Origin of the sequence: [Scytonema hofmanni] UTEX 2349, assembly GCF_000582685.1 — a bacterium.
Lineage (GTDB): Bacteria > Cyanobacteriota > Cyanobacteriia > Cyanobacteriales > Nostocaceae > Hassallia > Hassallia hofmanni.
In genome coordinates this window covers 4,862,801-4,880,720 of sequence record NZ_KK073768.1, presented here as the reverse complement: position 1 = coordinate 4,880,720, position 17,920 = coordinate 4,862,801, and the positions used below count along the sequence as shown (strand labels likewise).

The window sequence follows — 17,920 nt, the reverse complement described above, 5'->3', positions numbered from 1 at the left end:
GTGTGTCTGACAATGAAAGAACCTCGTGGATGAGTGTTTTTTACTTGTGAACAAACAATATATTGATTTTGCGATCGCATTTGTTATTTCAGCGATCGCATTTGCTATTTTGGCGATTAACGATGGCGCAGAGCAAGTTTCCGTCTGCGTGAGTCAGGTTACAGTAAAATGCGTTGGCGTAGCCCAACCCAGGCATCGCTACTCATTTACAGCAGTCAAATCTTGCTGTTCTAACCCTACATTGAAAATTAGTGTAAAACTCACACCAGGAATGAGTCGGCGTAAAACTTGTAAATGAGCTTCTGCATCACTGCGGCGACGAAAACGAGCTACAATCTGGTTTTGCATATTAGGTTTAAGTCGAACTATACACCAAGGACTGAGCTTTTCAAGGTAAGTCATCGAATTCTCCTGGTAAAATCTGTAATTTCCAAGACAAAAGCCAGCCTACTGTGACGGTGGCTGGCAAGAAATATCAAATTGATATTGAAATTAGATTCAATTCCTACTCACTCTTCTCTGGAAAACAAAGCTTCTGCAACACTTCTTCGGGGATATCCTCAAAATGTTCGAGCAAAAAGTTCATCAGCGCCAGGTGGCGTAAATCGACTGGCATGGGGCGGCGGTAGTTTTTACCTCTAGCAAACCAGCGTCGAACCGTGGAAAGGGAACGATCGCAAATCTGAGCCATTTCTTCGTAGTTTACCTGCCACTTGGAGTAAAACTGCTTCGGAGTCATGCCCAGTTGACAGTAACTGTAGAGTTGCATCAAATCTTGTTCTCGCTGCTTGAGTGGATGAGGATTCATAATTCTGTCTCCTCACTGATTGGTTCTAAATCTTCTTCCCAAGCAATATCGGCAGATGTCCAAGCGGCACTGGGGCTATTTTTGCTCAACCAAATCAGGTAGCACCAACTCCAGCAGCAGCGATCGCAAGCATTGCTATAAAATCGACCAATGACAATACCCCAGTCAGTATTGCTTTCAGTTGAGAGCCAACGCAAGCGATCGCCATATAAAAATCTGGGTGTCTTTGCTACATCGGAAAAGTTAGCGGGAAGCTCAATAGATGCGTCTGGGCATTTGAGGTTAATCAAGCTTGGGACTATATCTTGGTTACTGTGCCGGATGAGATTGAGATAAGCGGCAATCAACTTACCATTGAGGCTGTAAGTTAATTGAGAAATCAGAATCGCAGCTAGACTTTCTATTTCTTGCTGCTGGAGTTGTATCCAGGCACTATCAAAGTCAACATCAGAGTAGTTGTTGAGCTTTGCCAGTAATTCTGTAATGCCGAAATCATCTAAAGCTTGTTGATAAGCTCTGTGTTGATCTGTTTTGTAGCTAACAGGCTTTAACATGGAAAATGTCTCCTGTGATATGGGGGCCAAAAGCCAGCATCCGCCCTGAGAAAGTTGATGGCTGGCTTTTGACTTATCTGTAATTATACGCTAAAATAAAGTGTTTTTGTTTTAATTAGTGTGTTTTAATGTATTTAATACAAAAACAAACAAAATCGCTTATGATGCTGACATGGGAAAAGTAACTGTAACTCTTTATATGGAAGAAGAAGACAAAGAAGCCCTGCAATTTTTGGCTGATGCAGAGGAGCGTTCTTTGTCTCAAATGGCGGTGTTAATTGTGAAACGAGCGATTAAACAAGCTCAGAATGACGGCAAAATTCCACCAAAGTCGTAATTTGTTAACGAAGCGCAAGTAACGACTGTCTAATTTCTGCCTATCTGTTAGGAGACTTTGGTTATGTGGTGCTTGTGATGTACTGTTGTACATCCTTGAGATATTCGCAGAGAGATGACGCATTCCCAAGGAATGTAACAATTTTAGGTAGATGCCAAGGTGGGGTGTGAACCTTGTGTTATTTTGTTTAACAGTTTCTAACATCCGCTAATTCAAGTAAAAATATAAGCGCCATTTAACTGAATTTTCTCTCCGAATTTTTTATTTAAAGATTTAGCAATATGAAAATTGAAATCCAAGGACGAGATGCAGTAAAAGCTACAGAAGAACTTTTAGCAATTGAGGGATTAGAAGGAAGTTATCAAACTATTGAAGAAGTCGAGCGGGAAGGAACCCTAGCCACTATAGCCACGATTGTGGGAATTGTGAGTGGAACATTGACCATTGCAGAGAGCATTCACAAGTGGAAGGAGAAGAATCAAAAGTCTTTACACGACCCAACTGGTGCCAGGGTTGAGAAGGTTTTGATTGTTACTGATGACAATCGTCGATTACTGCTCAAAGACGCAACAGTAGAGCAAATCAAGGAGATTCTAGAAAACTACAAGTAGTAATGAAGATTCTCCACCTTTACCTGAAACTCGTGGGCGATCGCTACGCTCAGTTGCGTTTATTCTGGGATAATCCCAACAATTGCCAGTCCCGTCAGCTACCCCTGGCAGAAATCACTGGGTTGATTAAAAAGGTAGAAACAGATTATTACACCAGACTGCCCGAAGACTATGCTAAGACTGGGCAAGCACTTTATAACTGGTTAGACGGAAGCGATCGCATTTTTCAAAGTGCAATTGACCAGCATAAGCGTGAGGTTATCGTTCTTGCCATTGCTGCAACCGAAAAACTCGCCCATTTACCGTGGGAAATACTGCATGATAGTACAGATTTTTTGGTGAATCGACGACCTTTTCCCATTATTCCCATCCGATGGGTAAAGGATGATGATTCTAAACAACTGACACCGGAAGATCAGCCAGCAAATCGGGCATTAAATGTTCTGTTTATGGCAACTTCCCCATTGGGAATCGAACCGGAACTGGATTTTGAGGCTGAAGAAGCCCAAGTTTTGTCAGCAACGAAGCGTCAACCCTTATCGTTGATAGTGGAAGAAAGTGGTTGCCTAAAAGAGTTGGGTTATTTGGTCGATGATTACGATAAGAGTTACTTTGATGTTATCCACCTGACAGGTCATACCACATTTCGGGATGGAGAACCACGTTTTATCACTGAGACGGAATTGGGACAAGCAGAATATAGCAGTGCAGAAGACATCGCTACAGAATTGCAATTCCAACTGCCCAAGCTAATTTTCCTTTCTGGTTGTAATACTGGATACTCAAGTGACGCTGGTGCAGTACCATCAATGGCAGAGGCATTACTAAAGCAAGGTGCAACGGCTGTTATCGGTTGGGGTCAGCGAGTGTTGGATACTGATGCCATAGCTACTGCTGCTGCCTTGTACCAGGAATTGTCAGCCGGAAAGACGCTTACAGAAGCAATTGCGATCGCTTATCAAGTACTGCTAAAAAATCAAGCACGAGATTGGCATTTGTTGCGCTTGTATGTGGCAGAAACTCTACCGGGTGCGTTGGTCAAGCGCGGACGTAAACCCGTACCTCGTGCTTCTGTTGCTCAAGAGTTTTTAGACCCAGAGAAGAAACTTAGAGTTGCCACTCGTGAAACTTTTGTTGGTCGTCGTCGCCAGTTACAAAACTGTTTGCGGGTACTCAAGCCCTATTCAGAAAAGATTGGGATTTTAATTCATGGTATGGGAGGATTAGGAAAAAGTACGATTGCTGCAAGATTGTGCGATCGCTTATCTGAAAGTGAAAAAATCATTGGTTGGCGACAAATTGATGAATCTAGTTTGGTGAGTAAGCTAGCAGATAAACTGAGGAATGCAGAACTACGGACAGCACTCAGGGAAGGCAAAGAGGAACTCAAATATCGATTAAGAGATGTGTTTGCGGAGTTGAACCAATCTGGAGAGAAACCCTTTTTGCTGGTATTTGATGACTTTGAATGGAATTTAGAACATCGTCAAGGAAGGTATATTCTCAAAACTCAAGTAGCCGAAATATTGAAGTCATTAGTATGGGCAATTAAAGAGAATAATGCCGACCACCGTATTATTATTACCTGTCGTTATGACTTTGAATCAGACCTGGATGAATCATTCTACAAACAACCTCTAGAATCCTTCCGCAAATCGGATTTACAGAAAAAACTGAGTCGATTAAAAGCTTTTAATTCCGAGGAAATTTCTCTAAATTTAATTGAGAGAGCCAAAATTTTGGCTGATGGTAATCCTCGGGTGTTGGAATGGTTAAATGATGAGGTGTTGTTAGGAGAAGATGCAGAAACAAAACTCACTCAACTTAAAGCTAATCCTACTGAATGGCAGGGAAGAATAATTTGGGAAGAGTTATACGAGCAACTTGACCAAGATATTGAGCAAATACTCAGCCGATGTTTGGTATTTGAAATTCCCGTCCCCATGATAGCATTATCAGCAGTTTGTGAGTCTACTTCTGACTACAAAAAACAGTTGAGTCGAGCGATTGAATTAGGGCTTATAGAAGTAAGTTCCGAAGCAGAAGAATCAAATCGACTTTATCGAGTCTCCCGCATTATACCTCACATTATTCCCAATATCCGCCTCCCTGAAGCACCAGAAGTCTATTGTCTCTACCAGAAAGCTTATGAAAAATTACATCAGATGTGGGGGGATAAAAATAATAGAAGTGAAGAAAAATGGCAAGAAATTTTTCGATTGAAATTCGCTAATAAAGACAATCCAGAACGATTCAGGCAAGGCTTTTCTCAGATGTTGGCAGTTCAAGATAACTCAGAAGCCGATAAAGCTTTTGAATCTGAATTGAGAAAATGTACTAATGAATTGGAAGCAGATAAACTATGTGAAGCATTAGAAAACTATCTTCAACAAGAACAGTGGAAACAGGCAGACAAGGAAACTGCTTGGACTTTTTACCAAGTCATGGTTAAAGAGAACTATGCAGATTGGCATGAGCTTTTGAAAAATTTCCCTTGTGAAACTCTTCAGGAAATTAATCGACTCTGGCTTGAAAATAGTAACAATAAATTTGGCATTAGCATCCAGAGTAAAATATACCAGAGTCTAACTGGAAAGGATAATTCTTGGAACAAGTTTTGCGATCTCGTAGGTTGGCGAAAACGAGGGAAGTCCCAGACGTATAATGAAATCGTGGACGAGTTGACCGATATTAAACGGGTGGTAAACGACACGTTTGCGGATGTACATGTACCTTCTTTACCAGCATTAATTTATACTCGTCTTGGTGATGGGTGGACTACCTCGATGGGTTGGACGGTTGGAGACGAGAGACCGGGGTTTGGGGGCTTTGGCTTTTTGGTAGTGGCTTGTGGGATAGAAAATCTCTTCTCTCTTGCAGAGTCTTGTAAAGACTAACATTTAAGGCTTTCGCAAGTTTATAAATATTTATTACAGCCGACGTTTCCAGGAAATAATCAGCATCTCGCAAATCCGATACCTGGCACCGGCGGGATATAGCAGTTTTCAGCAATCGGGAGCCAGTCATCACTTAGCAGTAATAGCCTCAAGACTACGATCGCAGTTTTCCACAATTTGAGTTAACAGTATTCAGCGATCGCCTGCAAGCTGATTGAATGTGAAACGCAAGAAAGTTATCAGGCTGTTAAAACTTGCTTTGCTGCGACTTCCATCAGTTTCTCGCTGCTGTCTCGCCCTTGTTTCAATTTGGCTTCTAGAGTATCGCAGAGAGACATCAGGCGATCGCACTTCTCTACAATCCGTTTTTGTGTCTCAATTGTGTAGAGTGGTATTCTCAAACTACGACATTGCTCAAGGGAAAGATTATCTTGTCCTGCTGTTCCCTTTGTTTCATTCAAAACTTTTTCTAAAGTTGCATAACTGGATAAAGCATAGTACATAAACCTATTATAAACAGAATCTACAGGTCTAAAAACAGCAAGAGCTTGGTTTATATTCCACTCAGGAAAATCATCTGGTACAATAGCTATTTTTCCTAATGGTGGGCCAACAATGTTCATCAATACATCACCAGGACAAACTAATGAACGTTTGAGTTTTGTTGTATGAACTGTTCTTGAAATATAGGTTGGTTTATAAAAAAAGTCAATTTTATTATCAACAATATTGTAAACCTTTAAATATGGAATTTCTCCTTCTGGCAGCAATTCGCTATTAGATGGTGTTGTTCCTTTTGTAATAAAGTCACAAATACAAATCGCTGGTATTTCAAATTCTTCAGTCTTGCCCTGAGCAGATTCTTCAATAATTTTGCCAAATTCAGATAAAATTCTTTGTTTATCTTTTTCATTAGGACAAAGAGCTAATCTTTCTTCAGTAATTCTTTCTATTAAATATCTCAAAGCACTCTCATCAAATTCTTGACGCACAAGTTTACCCTGCACTGCTAATTGCAAAATCGCCTGACGCAGTTTAGGAATCGTTTCAGGAACGCTGTAGAATAGGTCAAAATTGTTGCGAATGCGCTGCCAGTGTTGGCGGAATTCATCGGGATTTTGAGAGGAGAGGAGTTGAGCGATCGCACTCTCATTCATCCTCAAAATGCTCTCCTGCCTTTGCTGCTGGCGTTTTTCGATTTCGTCACAGATGGAAAGCAAGCGATCGCACTTCTCTACAATGCGTTTTTGTTCTGCAATTGGAGGAAGTGGAAATAGAAGCTGCTTAAGAGCTTGCACCCCTACAATATTTTTGATAGCTGTTCCCTTCAGTTCAGTTAGCACCGAAGTGTTCATAAAAAATGCAGGAAACAAAATTTTAAAATAATTATTAGATAAAAGTTTTGTGTTAAGTGTTATTTTTAACAAAGCTTGATTAATAATTCCTTGCCTAATACTCTCTGGCGCTACTGCTATTCTTCCAATAGTTCCAGAACAACTTATAATAATGTCATTCGGCTTTAACTCAAAATCTTTTAATTCCTGAAACTTTTTTTCATTTATAAAGTAGTATCCTAATTGAAAATCATCATAAATCGCATTTTTCTGCTCATAAACTTTGTATCCGTCTGGTACAAAGAACTCCTTCCTTATTGAACTACCAAAAGGCCCTCGTTTAATGGAGTTTTTTCCTTTATCAACAACCTCAACTAGACTTACCCATTCCCATCTATGAGGAATAGTAGCCAGTGATCTATTATTTGGGCAAAATGAATCTAATTCATCTCTAGCAAAAATCTCTGTCTGCTGAAAAAACTCATTTTCTATTTTGGCTCTATTTAATGAACTCAAAGCAGGTTCATCATTTGGTTTTTGAGAAACAAGCTTTCCCCGCACAGCCAATTGCAAAATTATTTCTCGTAACTTTGCAACTGCATTGGGTGCATCAGTCAATAATTCAAAATTTACAAAAAAACTTTCAATCTTCATCTATTTCCAACGCTTCTATTAACTCGAATTTCAACTTACTTCGCACCTCACCCAACTCTGCCATGAGTTTCTGATGCTCTGCTAACATCTCATCTAAATCAGCGTGTTCTACATCAACTTTGTGAGGATTTTTAATATCTATATTGTAGTTATTCGCTTTCAAATCTGCAATTGAAACCTGCCAAGCAAACTCATTTTTCTCACGGTTATCCCACCATTCTTGCTCCGGTGCAAACTCCTCAAAGCGAATTGGCTTAGTTTTCGAGTATGACTTATAACCTGCTGGGTAAGGGTGTTCATAATACCAAATCCTTTCTGTTGGTTCCCCTTTAGTGAAAAATAGCAGATTAGTTTTAATACTTGTGTAGGGATTAAATACCCCATTTGGTAAACGCACAATTGTATGTAGATTGCAATCTTGCAGCAGTTTTTCTTTAATCCGTGTCTTTACACCTTCCCCAAACAGGGTTCCATCAGGCAGAACTATTGCCCCTCTACCGCCTTCTTTGAGTAAATGAGCAATCAGCACCAGAAATAAATCTGCGGTTTCTCGCGTGCGGAAAGTAGCGGGAAAATTGTCCTCAATTCCATCTTCTTCCATCCCACCAAAAGGCGGATTAGTGATAATTACATCCACCCGTTCGTGAGGACTGTAATCGCGCAATGGTCGTGCCAAAGTATTATCATGTTCTGCTGACGGCACATCAATGCCATGTAAAATCAGATTCGTGACACAAAGGTTAAAAGGTAAGGGCTTTTTCTCAGTTCCGCGAATCGTCCGTTGCAGAGTTTCTGGGACATCAGCACTCTGAAAATTTTGGCGAATGTAATCAATTGCTGCCGTTAAAAAGCCACCTGTACCGCAAGCTGGGTCAAATACAATTTCGCCTAATTGCGGCTTGATTCTATCGACAATAAACTTTGTCACCGCACGGGGAGTATAATATTCTCCAGCATTTCCCGCACTCTGCAAATCTTTGAGAATTTTCTCGTAAATTTCGCTAAACTGCTTTTTTTGATCTTTTTTATTAAAATCAACTTCATTGAGCTTATTAATTACTTGGCGGATGAGAGTGCCATTTTTCATATAGTTGTAGGCATCCTCAAACACCTTACCAATCATCTGCCCACGCGCATCAGTTGCCGTAGTTCTCAGTTCTTTGAGGGTTTTAAATAAAGCATTATCTACAAAATCTAGTAAACCATCTCCAGTGATACCTTCAGAATCTGCTGCCCAATTCCGCCAACGCAACCCTTCAGGAATAGGAGATTGATAATTATCTTCCAGTAGTTCATATTCTTCTTCACGGGCATCAAAAACTTTGAGGAATATCATCCAAACTAACTGGTTAATGCGTTGCGCGTCACCATCAACGCCCGCATCCTTCCGCATGATATCTTGAATAGTCTTAATTGTAGTGCTGATTGACATAATATGAGACTGCGATCGCTGATTGGCAGAATTAACCTAGAAGAGAAATCATATCCTATTCCTGGATGTCAAGATACTCGATATATTTCTGACTTGAGAACAGACAAAGCTTGTAAATAAGCCTGCTTACCACCGAAAATACTAATTATCTCTAACGGAGTGCCTAAATCGCTGATTGGTTGTACCTTTAACACATCCAGACTTTCAATATCTTCAATTCCCTCATCAGCATACTTATCCAACAAAGCATTTAAAACCGTTCTAGCTTGTTCGCCATAGTTGCTAAAGTAGTTACGCTTGCGGACATTGTTTGCTCTTTCTTTGCGAGTTAATGGTGGTTGGTCAAAAACAACATGACAAATCAAATCTAATGGGTCAAAATCCCTACCAATCTCTTTTTCTAACGCTTCCAAAGGTACACCCAACTCTTGTAACTCTCGGATAATAGCCTGCTTCTGCTCCGTAGAGTGCCATTTCTTCAAGAAAGCATCTAATGAGGCGTACTCCTGACTAACTGTTTTGCGAGTATAGTCCTTAATCGATTCCGTAATCAGCTTACCGTCTTTGCCGTAGTATTGCTCTCGAATAAAAGCAATAGACACTTCTTCGTCTGCAATTACATACCTATCCCGCGTTTGCTTGCGGCTAATCTCGCCATCATCTATAACTACCTCATCGTCTCCAGTATCAGGCGGAACAATGGGATCAACTGGCTTAGGCTGATAAATTTGTACAGGATCGCCATCAAAATCAGGGTCAGCAAATAACTCTGTCGCTTTTTTAAAGTCCATAATTGTGAAGAACATTTTCCCATAGTCTTCATCAATGCGAGTCCCGCGACCAATAATTTGCTTAAACTTGGTCATTGACAGGATGCGCTGATCTAAAACAATCAATTTGCAAGTTTTAGCATCAACACCCGTCGTCAGCAACTCAGAGGTAGTAACAATCGTGGGATATTTACTTTCTGGATCGATGAAATTATCCAATTCAGCCTTACCTTGAGCATCATCCCCAGTAATTCGCATAATATAGCGGCTATTCCCCGCCACCAAATCAGCATTCTCATTAACTAATGCCACCCGCATCCGTTCGGCATGGTCAGTCGTCTCACAAAAAATGATAGTTTTGGCAAAGCGATCGCTTGATTTAAGATAATCAGAAATAATCCGTGCAACTAACTCAGTGCGCTTCTCTAGCACGAGAGTTCTATCAAAATCTCGTTGATTATACACTTGGTCGGGAATTGGTTTACCATACTTATCCCGTTGACCTGGCTTTGGTTTCCATCCACTCAAGTCTTTATCTAAATCAATCCGAATCACTTTGTAAGGAGCTAAAAAACCATCTTCAATCCCTTGTTTGAGCGAATAGGTAAAAAGTGACTCACCAAAATAATTGATGTTAGAAGCTTCTTCTGTCTCCCTTGGGGTAGCTGTCAAGCCAATCTGTGTAGCATTTCTAAAATATTCCAAAATTTCTCGCCATGCGGAATCCTCATTAGCGCTTCCTCTATGGCATTCATCTATAATAATTAAGTCAAAAAAATCTGGCGAAAACTGCCGATAAATGTTTTTCGCCTCTTCATTTCCCGTTACTGCCTGATACAGACATAGATAAATTTCATAAGATTTATCTATCTGTCGCTTCTGAATTTTGGTCATTCTTGAGCCAAAGGGTTTAAAGTCATTGACTCTAGTTTGGTCAACCAAAATGTTGCGGTCTGCCAAAAACAGGATACGCTTTTTCGCCCCCGATTTCCACAACCGCCAGATAATCTGAAAAGCGGTAAAAGTCTTACCTGTACCTGTTGCCATCACTAACAAAATGCGATTTTCTCCTTTGGCGATCGCTTCAATTGTGCGATTAATGGCAATCTGTTGATAGTAGCGTGGCTGTTTTTTATCAGAACTAGGATAGTAATCTTGAGAAACAATCGGCTGAATCTCTGAGTCAATTCCCTTCCAATCACAGTATTTTTGCCAAAGTTCCTGCGGTGTCGGGAACTGCTCAAGGGGGATTTCTCGCTCTCGCTGTCCTTCCGTAATCGTGCGATCGCACATCATAAAAGCGTCGCCATTGGAGCTAAAGATGAATGGTACATCAATTAGTTCACCAGTTGCGATCGCTTGTTGCATCCCCGCACTGACACCGTGATTATTATCTTTAGCTTCAATTACAGCCAGTGGTACACCGGGTTTGTGATACAGCACATAATCAGCGCGTTTCTGCTCACCTCGACTAGCAAGCTTACCCCTAACAATCACCCTACCTTTTGTCAGCGTCACTTCCTCACGAATCTGAGTGTTGATATCCCATGCCCGATTAGTTAGAGCAGGTGTAATGTACTTTGTACAAATATCACGTTCACTCAAAGATTTCTTGTCAATTGCTTCTGGCATAAAAGGGTAGGCTTTCGGTTAAGAAGAGTTTTGGTATAATTATACACTCCAGTATTGCCTATTGTTAAGTGTGAAACTAGGATTGTGCTATGTAGCAACCACAAAACCTATATATTCAAAGTCAAATTAGCTACTGAAGCTCTTGAGATTGTCCCTTAATTGTTGATGAATGCGATCGCACCAAAAAGGAATTACAGTCTGCCCTTGACAAAGAGCTTCTAGCGCCGCCTCTTTATCAAATTCCGCTAGTGTTAAAGGCTGTTCAAGAGAGCAAGTAGTCAAGAGCATCAAGCGCTTCATTTTTTCTTTAGGGACAAACTCCTCAAATAGCCAAGGCTCCTTTTGTCGCAGTATAACCAAAGTTTGCCGACTAACTTCAAAACTCAACCCAACAGATAGTAAATAATGCATCACGGTTAATACCAATAGATCAGATATTGAGTAATAAACATTACGACCTTTACCTGTGGTATTCACTGTTGGCACGACAACACCTTTATCGCGCCAATACTGTAGCTGACGACGCGAACAATTAGTGATTTGAGCCGCTTCTGTGCTTGTGTAGAATTTTCCTTCCATAGAAATCATCCTACAGAAGTAGTTTTTTAAATTTACATTTTTTAAAAGCACATTATGTATTCATGTGATATTATTTTTTTATGAGTCAAATAACTATTCAAGCTCGACTTATTTCCTTTGAATCAAACCGCCAACAACTCTGGAAGTTGATGGCAGATTTAAACACGCCGTTAATTAACGAACTGCTTTGCCAGTTAGGTCAACACCCCGACTTCGAGAAGTGGCAACAAAAGGGTAAACTCCCGTCTACCGTTGTGAGCCAGTTATGTCAACCTCTCAAAACTGACCCTCGCTTTGCAGGTCAGCCCAGCCGTTTATATATGTCGGCAATTCATATTGTGGACTACATCTACAAGTCCTGGCTGGCTATACAGAAACGGCTTCAACAGCAGCTAGATGGAAAGACGCGCTGGCTAGAAATGCTCAATAGCGATGCTGAATTAGTAGAACTTAGTGGTGACACTTTAGAGGCTATTCGTGTCAAAGCTGCTGAAATTTTGGCAATAGCTATGCCAGCATCTGAGTCAGATAGCGCTTCACCTAAAGGGAAAAAAGGTAAAAAGGAGAAAAAACCCTCATCTTCTAGCCCTAAGCGTAGTTTATCCAAGACATTATTTGACGCTTACCAAGAAACGGAAGATATCAAGAGCCGTAGCGCCATCAGCTACCTGTTAAAAAATGGCTGCAAACTTACTGACAAAGAAGAAGATTCAGAAAAATTTGCTAAACGTCGTCGTCAAGTTGAAATCCAAATTCAAAGGCTTACCGAAAAGTTAATAAGTCGGATGCCTAAAGGTCGAGATTTGACCAATGCTAAATGGTTGGAGACACTCTTGACTGCTACAACCACTGTTGCTGAAGACAACGCCCAAGCCAAACGCTGGCAGGATATTCTGTTAACTCGATCAAGTTCTCTCCCATTCCCCCTTGTTTTTGAAACCAACGAGGATATGGTTTGGTCAAAGAATCAAAAGGGTAGGCTGTGTGTTCACTTCAATGGCTTAAGCGATTTAATTTTTGAGGTGTACTGCGGCAATCGTCAACTTCACTGGTTTCAACGCTTCCTAGAAGACCAACAGACTAAACGCAAAAGCAAAAATCAGCATTCTAGCGGCTTGTTCACACTCAGAAATGGTCATCTAGTTTGGCTTGAAGGTGAGGGTAAAGGGGAACCTTGGAATCTTCACCACTTGACCCTTTACTGCTGTGTTGACAATCGCTTGTGGACAGAGGAGGGAACAGAAATCGTTCGCCAAGAGAAAGCAGATGAAATTACTAAATTCATCACAAACATGAAGAAGAAAAGCGATCTAAGCGATACACAGCAAGCTTTGATTCAACGTAAACAATCAACACTTACTCGAATAAACAATTCCTTTGAGCGTCCTAGCCAACCCCTTTATCAAGGTCAATCACACATTTTGGTTGGAGTAAGCCTGGGACTAGAAAAACCTGCCACAGTAGCAGTAGTAGATGCGATCGCCAACAAAGTCTTGGCTTACCGGAGTATTAAACAATTACTTGGCGACAATTACGAACTGCTAAATCGCCAGAGACGACAACAGCAGTACCTATCTCACGAACGCCACAAAGCACAAAAAAACTTCTCTCCCAATCAATTTGGAGCATCTGAGTTAGGGCAACATATAGACAGATTATTAGCTAAAGCAATTGTAGCGTTAGCGAGAACCTACAAAGCTGGCAGTATTGTCTTGCCCAAGTTAGGGGATATGCGGGAGGTTGTCCAAAGTGAAATTCAAGCTATAGCAGAACAAAAATTTCCCGGTTATATTGAAGGTCAGCAAAAATATGCCAAACAGTACCGGGTTAATGTTCATCGGTGGAGCTACGGCAGATTAATTCAAAGCATTCAAAGTAAAGCAGCTCAAACAGGAATTGTGATTGAGGAGGGAAAACAACCTATTCGAGGTAGTCCCCACGACAAAGCAAAGGAATTAGCACTTTCTGCTTACAATCTCCGCCTAACTAGGCGAAGTTAACAAATATCTGAACCTTGATAATAGAATATTAATAGCGCCGCAATTCATGCTGCTTGCAGCCTCTGAATTTTGTTAAATGAGGGTTAGTTTGACTGTATAAATACAGTCTTGCTTTCTGACCCTGGTAGCTGCTCACCCTGATGCTGCTGTCAATAGACAGGATAGGTGCGCTCCCAGCAATAAGGGCGCGGATGTACTGCTGTAGTGGCTACTGAATCACCCCCGATCAAGGGGGAACCCTCCCCAATTCTTCATTTGAAGGACTAAAATCAAGGCAAAATTTCTAAGAGATCCGCGCAAGTTCCAAATACCTTATCTCGTCTTGATTTCATCTTTTTTTAACCAAGGCATGATTCTTGAGACTGAGGCTCAAATGAGAAATTGGGAAACATCCGCGCTGAAGATATCTGGAAAGGTTGGCTCACAACATTTTGTAACTGGGTAGGTGGCAACAACCTTCCAGGTACTAGGTGGGTTGAAAGGGCTATTGCCTTATCTAATTGCAGTCGAGTCAATGGGTGGCAACAACCTTCCAGGTACTAGGTGGGTTGAAAGGCTTGGGATATAAAACAAGGGATATTCCAAACCCGTGGCAACAACCTTCCAGGTACTAGGTGGGTTGAAAGCTATTTCTCGCTTCATCCCAACAGCGGTTTTAAGGACGTGGCAACAACCTTCCAGGTACTAGGTGGGTTGAAAGTGCAAAGGGATCATCTTTATTTCATCCTTTGCAGGTGGCAACAACCTTCCAGGTACTAGGTGGGTTGAAAGGTTGATTTTTCGATATCGATGGCTCGTTAATCGACAATCGAGTGGCAACAACCTTCCAGGTACTAGGTGGGTTGAAAGATTCCCGCAACCCGCACTCCCTGCTTTTCGGCAGGTGGCAACAACCTTCCAGGTACTAGGTGGGTTGAAAGAAGCTATCTTTGTCTTTTTCGACAAAGCGATCGCGTGGCAACAACCTTCCAGGTACTAGGTGGGTTGAAAGAACGACCAGAAGACGATCGCCACAAAGACAAGAAGTGGCAACAACCTTCCAGGTACTAGGTGGGTTGCAAAATCTTTTAAACCGAGATTAGTTTTGGGTTTCAGTAACTATTAAACTTAGGGGTGGGTTGAAAGCAAGTCCTTTTATCCGCTTGTTTTAATTGCTTTGTATAATAATTGCAGAGCATATTATATTGATGACATTTAATTTGTCATCAATTAATTAAGCAACGCTGATGGGTCACGACGACAATTAAATAGTCACAATGACATTAATCTGTCACCGACGACAGATAATTTGTCACTGTACACTACGCCTTTTGTGGAGATGTCTAATAAACTAAAAATTTTTGATAGTGCGGATAAAAGGACTTGAACCTTCACTCCTTTCGGAACTAGAACCTAAATCTAGCGCGTCTGCCAATTTCGCCATATCCGCATCAGTTTCCTATATTACCATAACGAATTATCTGTGGCAATAGGGATTCGGGACTGGGACAAGGAGGAATTCCCAATGCCCCATGCCCCATGCCCAATGCCCCATGCCCAATGCCCCATGCCCCATGCCCAATGCCCAATGCCCCATGCCCAATGCCCAATGCCCCATGCCCAATGCCCAATGCCCCATGCCCAATGCCCAATGCCCAATCAAATCACAGCAACACGAGGCAGACGATGTTTGAATCCGCAGAGAATTTCCCAAGAAATGGTGTTTAATTGTTCTGCCCAATCGTCGGCAGAGATTTCTTCTTTTCCCTCTTGCCCAAGTAAGGTAACTATTTCGCCTTCTTGTATATTTGGTATGGCACTGACATCGAGCATTAATTGATCCATCGTAATTGCACCAATCTGTGGCACTCGTCTGCCTTGAATTAATACTTGCATTTTGCCGGAGAGATTTCGAGGAACTCCATCAGCATAACCAATGCCGACGACAGCAAGGCGCATTTCCTGTGGGGCAATAAATTGATGACCGTAGCTGACACCAGTACCGGCAGTGATGGTTTTGATGTGGGTGACTCGCGCTTTTAATTGTAAAACTGGCTTTAAGTCAAGGCGCGATCGCAAGTGAACAGCTGGCGAAAGTCCGTATATAGCTAATCCCACACGCACCATATCATAATGCAAAGCCGGATCGCAAAGAGTGGCGGCTGAATTTGCCAAGTGTAAACAAGGTGGTTCTATACCCAAAGCTTTAATTTGGGCGATCGCCTCCTCAAATCGTTGATGCTGTTGTATCATCACTTGCAGGTCGAGACTATCTGCCGTTGCCAAGTGAGAATAAATGCTCTTTATTTCTAAATGAGGCAACCGCTGCACTAACTGGACAAACTCACCTGCTTGCTGCCAATTTGTGCCTAATCTAGACATTCCCGTGTCTAACTTGATATGTACGGGGATGGAGTCAGTAAACTTAATCGCTTCTAAAGTTTCGGAAAATATTAGTGCTTGCTTTGGGTTGCACAGTGTTGGTTGAAGTTTCCAATGAGCGATCGCGTGAATTTGCTCTAATGTATGGGTTGCTCCTAAAATCAAAATCGGAGCTTTAATTCCAGCTTCGCGCAATTGAATTGCCTCTGGAACTGTAGCAACTCCTAACCAACTTGCCCCAGATTGTAATACTGTCTGAGCGACTGTTACAGATCCATGTCCATAAGCATCAGCTTTCACCACTGCCATTAACTCAGTACGCGGTGATAACAAACTTCGCAACTGATGTACATTGTGAGACAAAGCACCTAAATCAATTTCCACCCAAGCGCGTTGCGAGAACCACGCATAAGTGTCGCACTGCTGATTTTCTGCGACACGAGGAGTTTGCTTGCGACTTAACATTTTTATTTTCTCCTATCACACCATGAACGCTTTTTTACCGAAAGATTGGGTCTAAAGCCTCGCCCTTCTAGGGCGACTTTTCTTAATTCTGTGCTTGTGTTAAACTTATTTATGTCAGACATGGCAGCGTAAAATGTTGGTATTTGAAGCAAAGCTTGAGGGAACAAAACAACAGTATGAACAGCTTGATGAAGCCATTCGTACTGCGCGTTTTATCCGCAATTCTTGCATTAGATACTGGATGGATAACCCTTATATTGGGCGCTATGAATTGAGTGCCTACTGCGTCGTTCTCCAACGTGAATTTCCGTTCGCTAACAAACTCAATTCTATGGCACGTCAAGCTTCTGCTGAACGTGCTTGGTCGGCTATTGCTCGGTTCTACGACAATTGTAAGAAGAAAGCTGCGAAGAAGGGTTTTCCACGTTTTAAGAAGCATCAAACGCATGGTTCTGTAGAGTACAAGACCTGTGGCTGGAAGCTTTCGGAAGATAGAAGAACCATTACTTTCACCGATGGTTTTAAAGCTGGAAGTTTCAAGATGTGGGGAACTCGCGACCTGCATTTCTACCAGTTGAAGCAGATTAAGCGAGTTCGGGCTGTTCGTCGTGCTGACGGGTACTACGTTCAGTTTTGCCTTGATGTTGAACGGGTTGAAAAAAGAGAGCCAACAGGTAAAACTATTGGATTGGATGTGGGGTTGGCTCACTTTTATACTGACTCGGATGGAAAGACGGTTGAAAACCCACGTCATTTGAGAAAGTCTGAAAAAGCTCTCAACCGTCTTGGTCGCAGGCTTTCTCGCACTACCAAAGGCTCGAAAAACAGAGCCAAGAGCAGAAACCGATTGAGCAGAAAGCACCTCAAAGTAAGTAGGCAGCGTAAAGATTTTGCCGTGAAGTTGGCAAGATGCGTCATCCAGTCTAACGACTTGGTTGCCTACGAAGACTTGCAGGTGCGGAATATGGTTAAAAACAGGAAACTGTCTAAGTCGATATCGGACGCGGCTTGGTCGGCTTTCCGAAACTGGTTGGAGTATTTCGGTAAGGTTTTTGGGGTGGCAACGGTTGCCGTCCCACCGCACTACACCAGCCAAAACTGTTCCAAGTGTGGGGAAGTTATTAAGAAGTCTTTGAGTCAAAGAACTCATAAATGTCATCAGTGTGGGTTAGTTTTAGACACAGACTGGAATGCCGCTCGAAACATACTGGAACTTGCACTTCGTACCGTGGGGCACACGGGAACGTTAAACGCCTCTGGAGACATCAGCCTCTGCATGTCGGAAGAAATTCCTTCAAGTAAGTTGAGTCGCGGAAAGAGGAAGCCCAAAGAGTGATCTTTGGAATCCTCGTACCTAAAGGTCGAGGAGGATGTCAATAAGTCCTGAATGAAACATATGTAACTAAAGCGTAAAATACATCAACTAAAGGGCACAGATAAGTTATCGTAGTGAGAAAACTGGCATTCATCGGTGATGAGTTAATAT

The 17,920-nt window shown here is 41.8% G+C and carries 14 protein-coding genes, 1 tRNA gene and 1 CRISPR repeat array; of the genes, 6 read left to right on the top strand and 9 right to left on the bottom strand.

Features of this window, described 5'->3' with window-relative positions; genetic code table 11:
* Positions 1-198: 198 nt before the first annotated feature.
* The 3 genes from TOL9009_RS0127305 to TOL9009_RS0127295 all read right to left on the bottom strand — a co-directional run bounded on the left by TOL9009_RS0127305 (position 199) and on the right by TOL9009_RS0127295 (position 1,362).
* On the bottom strand, positions 199-402 hold the full coding sequence (locus TOL9009_RS0127305; protein ID WP_029636328.1) for a hypothetical protein: 204 nt from the start codon (positions 400-402) through the stop codon (positions 199-201).
* A 103-nt stretch (positions 403-505) separates the two neighbouring features.
* On the bottom strand, positions 506-808 hold the full coding sequence (locus TOL9009_RS0127300) for a hypothetical protein (RefSeq protein ID WP_029636327.1): 303 nt from the start codon (positions 806-808) through the stop codon (positions 506-508).
* Positions 805-1,362: a hypothetical protein gene (locus TOL9009_RS0127295; protein WP_029636325.1), complete on the bottom strand. Its 558-nt coding sequence runs from the start codon at positions 1,360-1,362 to the stop codon at positions 805-807. Before TOL9009_RS0127295 ends, TOL9009_RS0127300 begins: the two co-directional genes overlap by 4 nt.
* Positions 1,363-1,534: 172 nt before the next feature.
* Here TOL9009_RS0127295 and TOL9009_RS40660 point away from each other — a divergent pair, with 172 nt between their 5' ends.
* From TOL9009_RS40660 to TOL9009_RS0127280, 3 genes are all read left to right on the top strand, one after another.
* Positions 1,535-1,699: a ribbon-helix-helix domain-containing protein gene (locus TOL9009_RS40660; RefSeq protein ID WP_072022197.1), complete on the top strand. Its 165-nt coding sequence runs from the start codon at positions 1,535-1,537 to the stop codon at positions 1,697-1,699.
* 281 nt (positions 1,700-1,980) lie between these two features.
* A complete protein-coding gene (locus TOL9009_RS0127285; RefSeq protein WP_029636323.1) occupies positions 1,981-2,310 on the top strand; it encodes a hypothetical protein in 330 nt (109 codons plus the stop codon).
* 2 nt (positions 2,311-2,312) lie between these two features.
* Positions 2,313-5,207 carry a CHAT domain-containing protein gene (locus TOL9009_RS0127280; RefSeq protein WP_029636321.1) on the top strand — a complete coding sequence of 965 codons (2,895 nt, stop codon included), beginning with the start codon at positions 2,313-2,315 and terminating at the stop codon, positions 5,205-5,207.
* 239 nt (positions 5,208-5,446) lie between these two features.
* Here the strand turns inward: TOL9009_RS0127280 and TOL9009_RS0127275 are convergent, their stop codons facing one another.
* The 4 genes from TOL9009_RS0127275 to TOL9009_RS0127260 all read right to left on the bottom strand — a co-directional run bounded on the left by TOL9009_RS0127275 (position 5,447) and on the right by TOL9009_RS0127260 (position 11,608).
* Complete coding sequence (locus TOL9009_RS0127275; protein WP_186227661.1) at positions 5,447-7,114, bottom strand: restriction endonuclease subunit S; 1,668 nt, start codon at positions 7,112-7,114, stop codon at positions 5,447-5,449.
* Positions 7,115-7,184: 70 nt separating this feature from the next.
* Positions 7,185-8,627, bottom strand: a complete 1,443-nt coding sequence (locus TOL9009_RS0127270) for a type I restriction-modification system subunit M (protein ID WP_029636317.1) — start codon at positions 8,625-8,627, stop codon at positions 7,185-7,187.
* Between the two features lie 68 nt (positions 8,628-8,695).
* Positions 8,696-11,029 carry an EcoAI/FtnUII family type I restriction enzme subunit R gene (gene hsdR / locus TOL9009_RS0127265; RefSeq protein ID WP_084763314.1) on the bottom strand — a complete coding sequence of 778 codons (2,334 nt, stop codon included), beginning with the start codon at positions 11,027-11,029 and terminating at the stop codon, positions 8,696-8,698.
* 126 nt (positions 11,030-11,155) lie between these two features.
* On the bottom strand, positions 11,156-11,608 hold the full coding sequence (locus TOL9009_RS0127260) for a MerR family transcriptional regulator (protein WP_029636314.1): 453 nt from the start codon (positions 11,606-11,608) through the stop codon (positions 11,156-11,158).
* Positions 11,609-11,688: 80 nt separating this feature from the next.
* On the opposite strand from TOL9009_RS0127260, the gene cas12k reads away from it, so the two are divergent.
* On the top strand, positions 11,689-13,608 hold the full coding sequence (gene cas12k / locus TOL9009_RS0127255) for a type V CRISPR-associated protein Cas12k (protein ID WP_029636312.1): 1,920 nt from the start codon (positions 11,689-11,691) through the stop codon (positions 13,606-13,608).
* Positions 13,609-14,053: 445 nt separating this feature from the next.
* Positions 14,054-14,670: direct repeats of the CRISPR family, unit length 37 nt; unit sequence GTGGCAACAACCTTCCAGGTACTAGGTGGGTTGAAAG.
* Positions 14,671-14,955: 285 nt separating this feature from the next.
* Here the strand turns inward: cas12k and TOL9009_RS0127250 are convergent.
* Positions 14,956-15,037 (bottom strand) — tRNA-Leu (locus TOL9009_RS0127250).
* Between the two features lie 82 nt (positions 15,038-15,119).
* Here TOL9009_RS0127250 and TOL9009_RS47815 point away from each other — a divergent pair.
* Positions 15,120-15,281, top strand: a complete 162-nt coding sequence (locus TOL9009_RS47815; protein WP_186227660.1) for a hypothetical protein — start codon at positions 15,120-15,122, stop codon at positions 15,279-15,281.
* Here TOL9009_RS47815 and alr read toward each other — a convergent pair.
* Entirely contained in the window at positions 15,247-16,434 is a 1,188-nt protein-coding gene (alr, locus tag TOL9009_RS0127240; RefSeq protein ID WP_029636310.1) for an alanine racemase, read from the bottom strand. The genes TOL9009_RS47815 and alr overlap by 35 nt on opposite strands.
* Positions 16,435-16,567: 133 nt before the next feature.
* Between alr and TOL9009_RS0127235 the strand changes: the two genes are divergently transcribed.
* The gene (locus TOL9009_RS0127235; protein ID WP_029636308.1) at positions 16,568-17,770 is read left to right on the top strand and encodes an RNA-guided endonuclease InsQ/TnpB family protein; all 1,203 of its coding nucleotides are present in this window, start codon (positions 16,568-16,570) and stop codon (positions 17,768-17,770) included.
* Positions 17,771-17,920: the final 150 nt, after the last annotated feature.

What these genes read in the sequence shown, in the direction of transcription:
- TOL9009_RS0127305 (WP_029636328.1), bottom strand. Translation starts at nt 402, where the DNA reads ATGACTTACCTTGAAAAGCTCAGTCCTTGGTGTATAGTTCGACTTAAA.
- TOL9009_RS0127300 (WP_029636327.1), bottom strand. Translation starts at nt 808, where the DNA reads ATGAATCCTCATCCACTCAAGCAGCGAGAACAAGATTTGATGCAACTC.
- TOL9009_RS0127295 (WP_029636325.1), bottom strand. Translation starts at nt 1,362, where the DNA reads ATGTTAAAGCCTGTTAGCTACAAAACAGATCAACACAGAGCTTATCAA.
- TOL9009_RS40660 (WP_072022197.1), top strand. Translation starts at nt 1,535, where the DNA reads ATGGGAAAAGTAACTGTAACTCTTTATATGGAAGAAGAAGACAAAGAA.
- TOL9009_RS0127285 (WP_029636323.1), top strand. Translation starts at nt 1,981, where the DNA reads ATGAAAATTGAAATCCAAGGACGAGATGCAGTAAAAGCTACAGAAGAA.
- TOL9009_RS0127280 (WP_029636321.1), top strand. Translation starts at nt 2,313, where the DNA reads ATGAAGATTCTCCACCTTTACCTGAAACTCGTGGGCGATCGCTACGCT.
- TOL9009_RS0127270 (WP_029636317.1), bottom strand. Translation starts at nt 8,627, where the DNA reads ATGTCAATCAGCACTACAATTAAGACTATTCAAGATATCATGCGGAAG.
- hsdR (WP_084763314.1), bottom strand. Translation starts at nt 11,029, where the DNA reads ATGCCAGAAGCAATTGACAAGAAATCTTTGAGTGAACGTGATATTTGT.
- TOL9009_RS0127260 (WP_029636314.1), bottom strand. Translation starts at nt 11,608, where the DNA reads ATGGAAGGAAAATTCTACACAAGCACAGAAGCGGCTCAAATCACTAAT.
- cas12k (WP_029636312.1), top strand. Translation starts at nt 11,689, where the DNA reads ATGAGTCAAATAACTATTCAAGCTCGACTTATTTCCTTTGAATCAAAC.
- TOL9009_RS47815 (WP_186227660.1), top strand. Translation starts at nt 15,120, where the DNA reads ATGCCCCATGCCCAATGCCCCATGCCCAATGCCCCATGCCCCATGCCC.
- alr (WP_029636310.1), bottom strand. Translation starts at nt 16,434, where the DNA reads ATGTTAAGTCGCAAGCAAACTCCTCGTGTCGCAGAAAATCAGCAGTGC.
- TOL9009_RS0127235 (WP_029636308.1), top strand. Translation starts at nt 16,568, where the DNA reads ATGTTGGTATTTGAAGCAAAGCTTGAGGGAACAAAACAACAGTATGAA.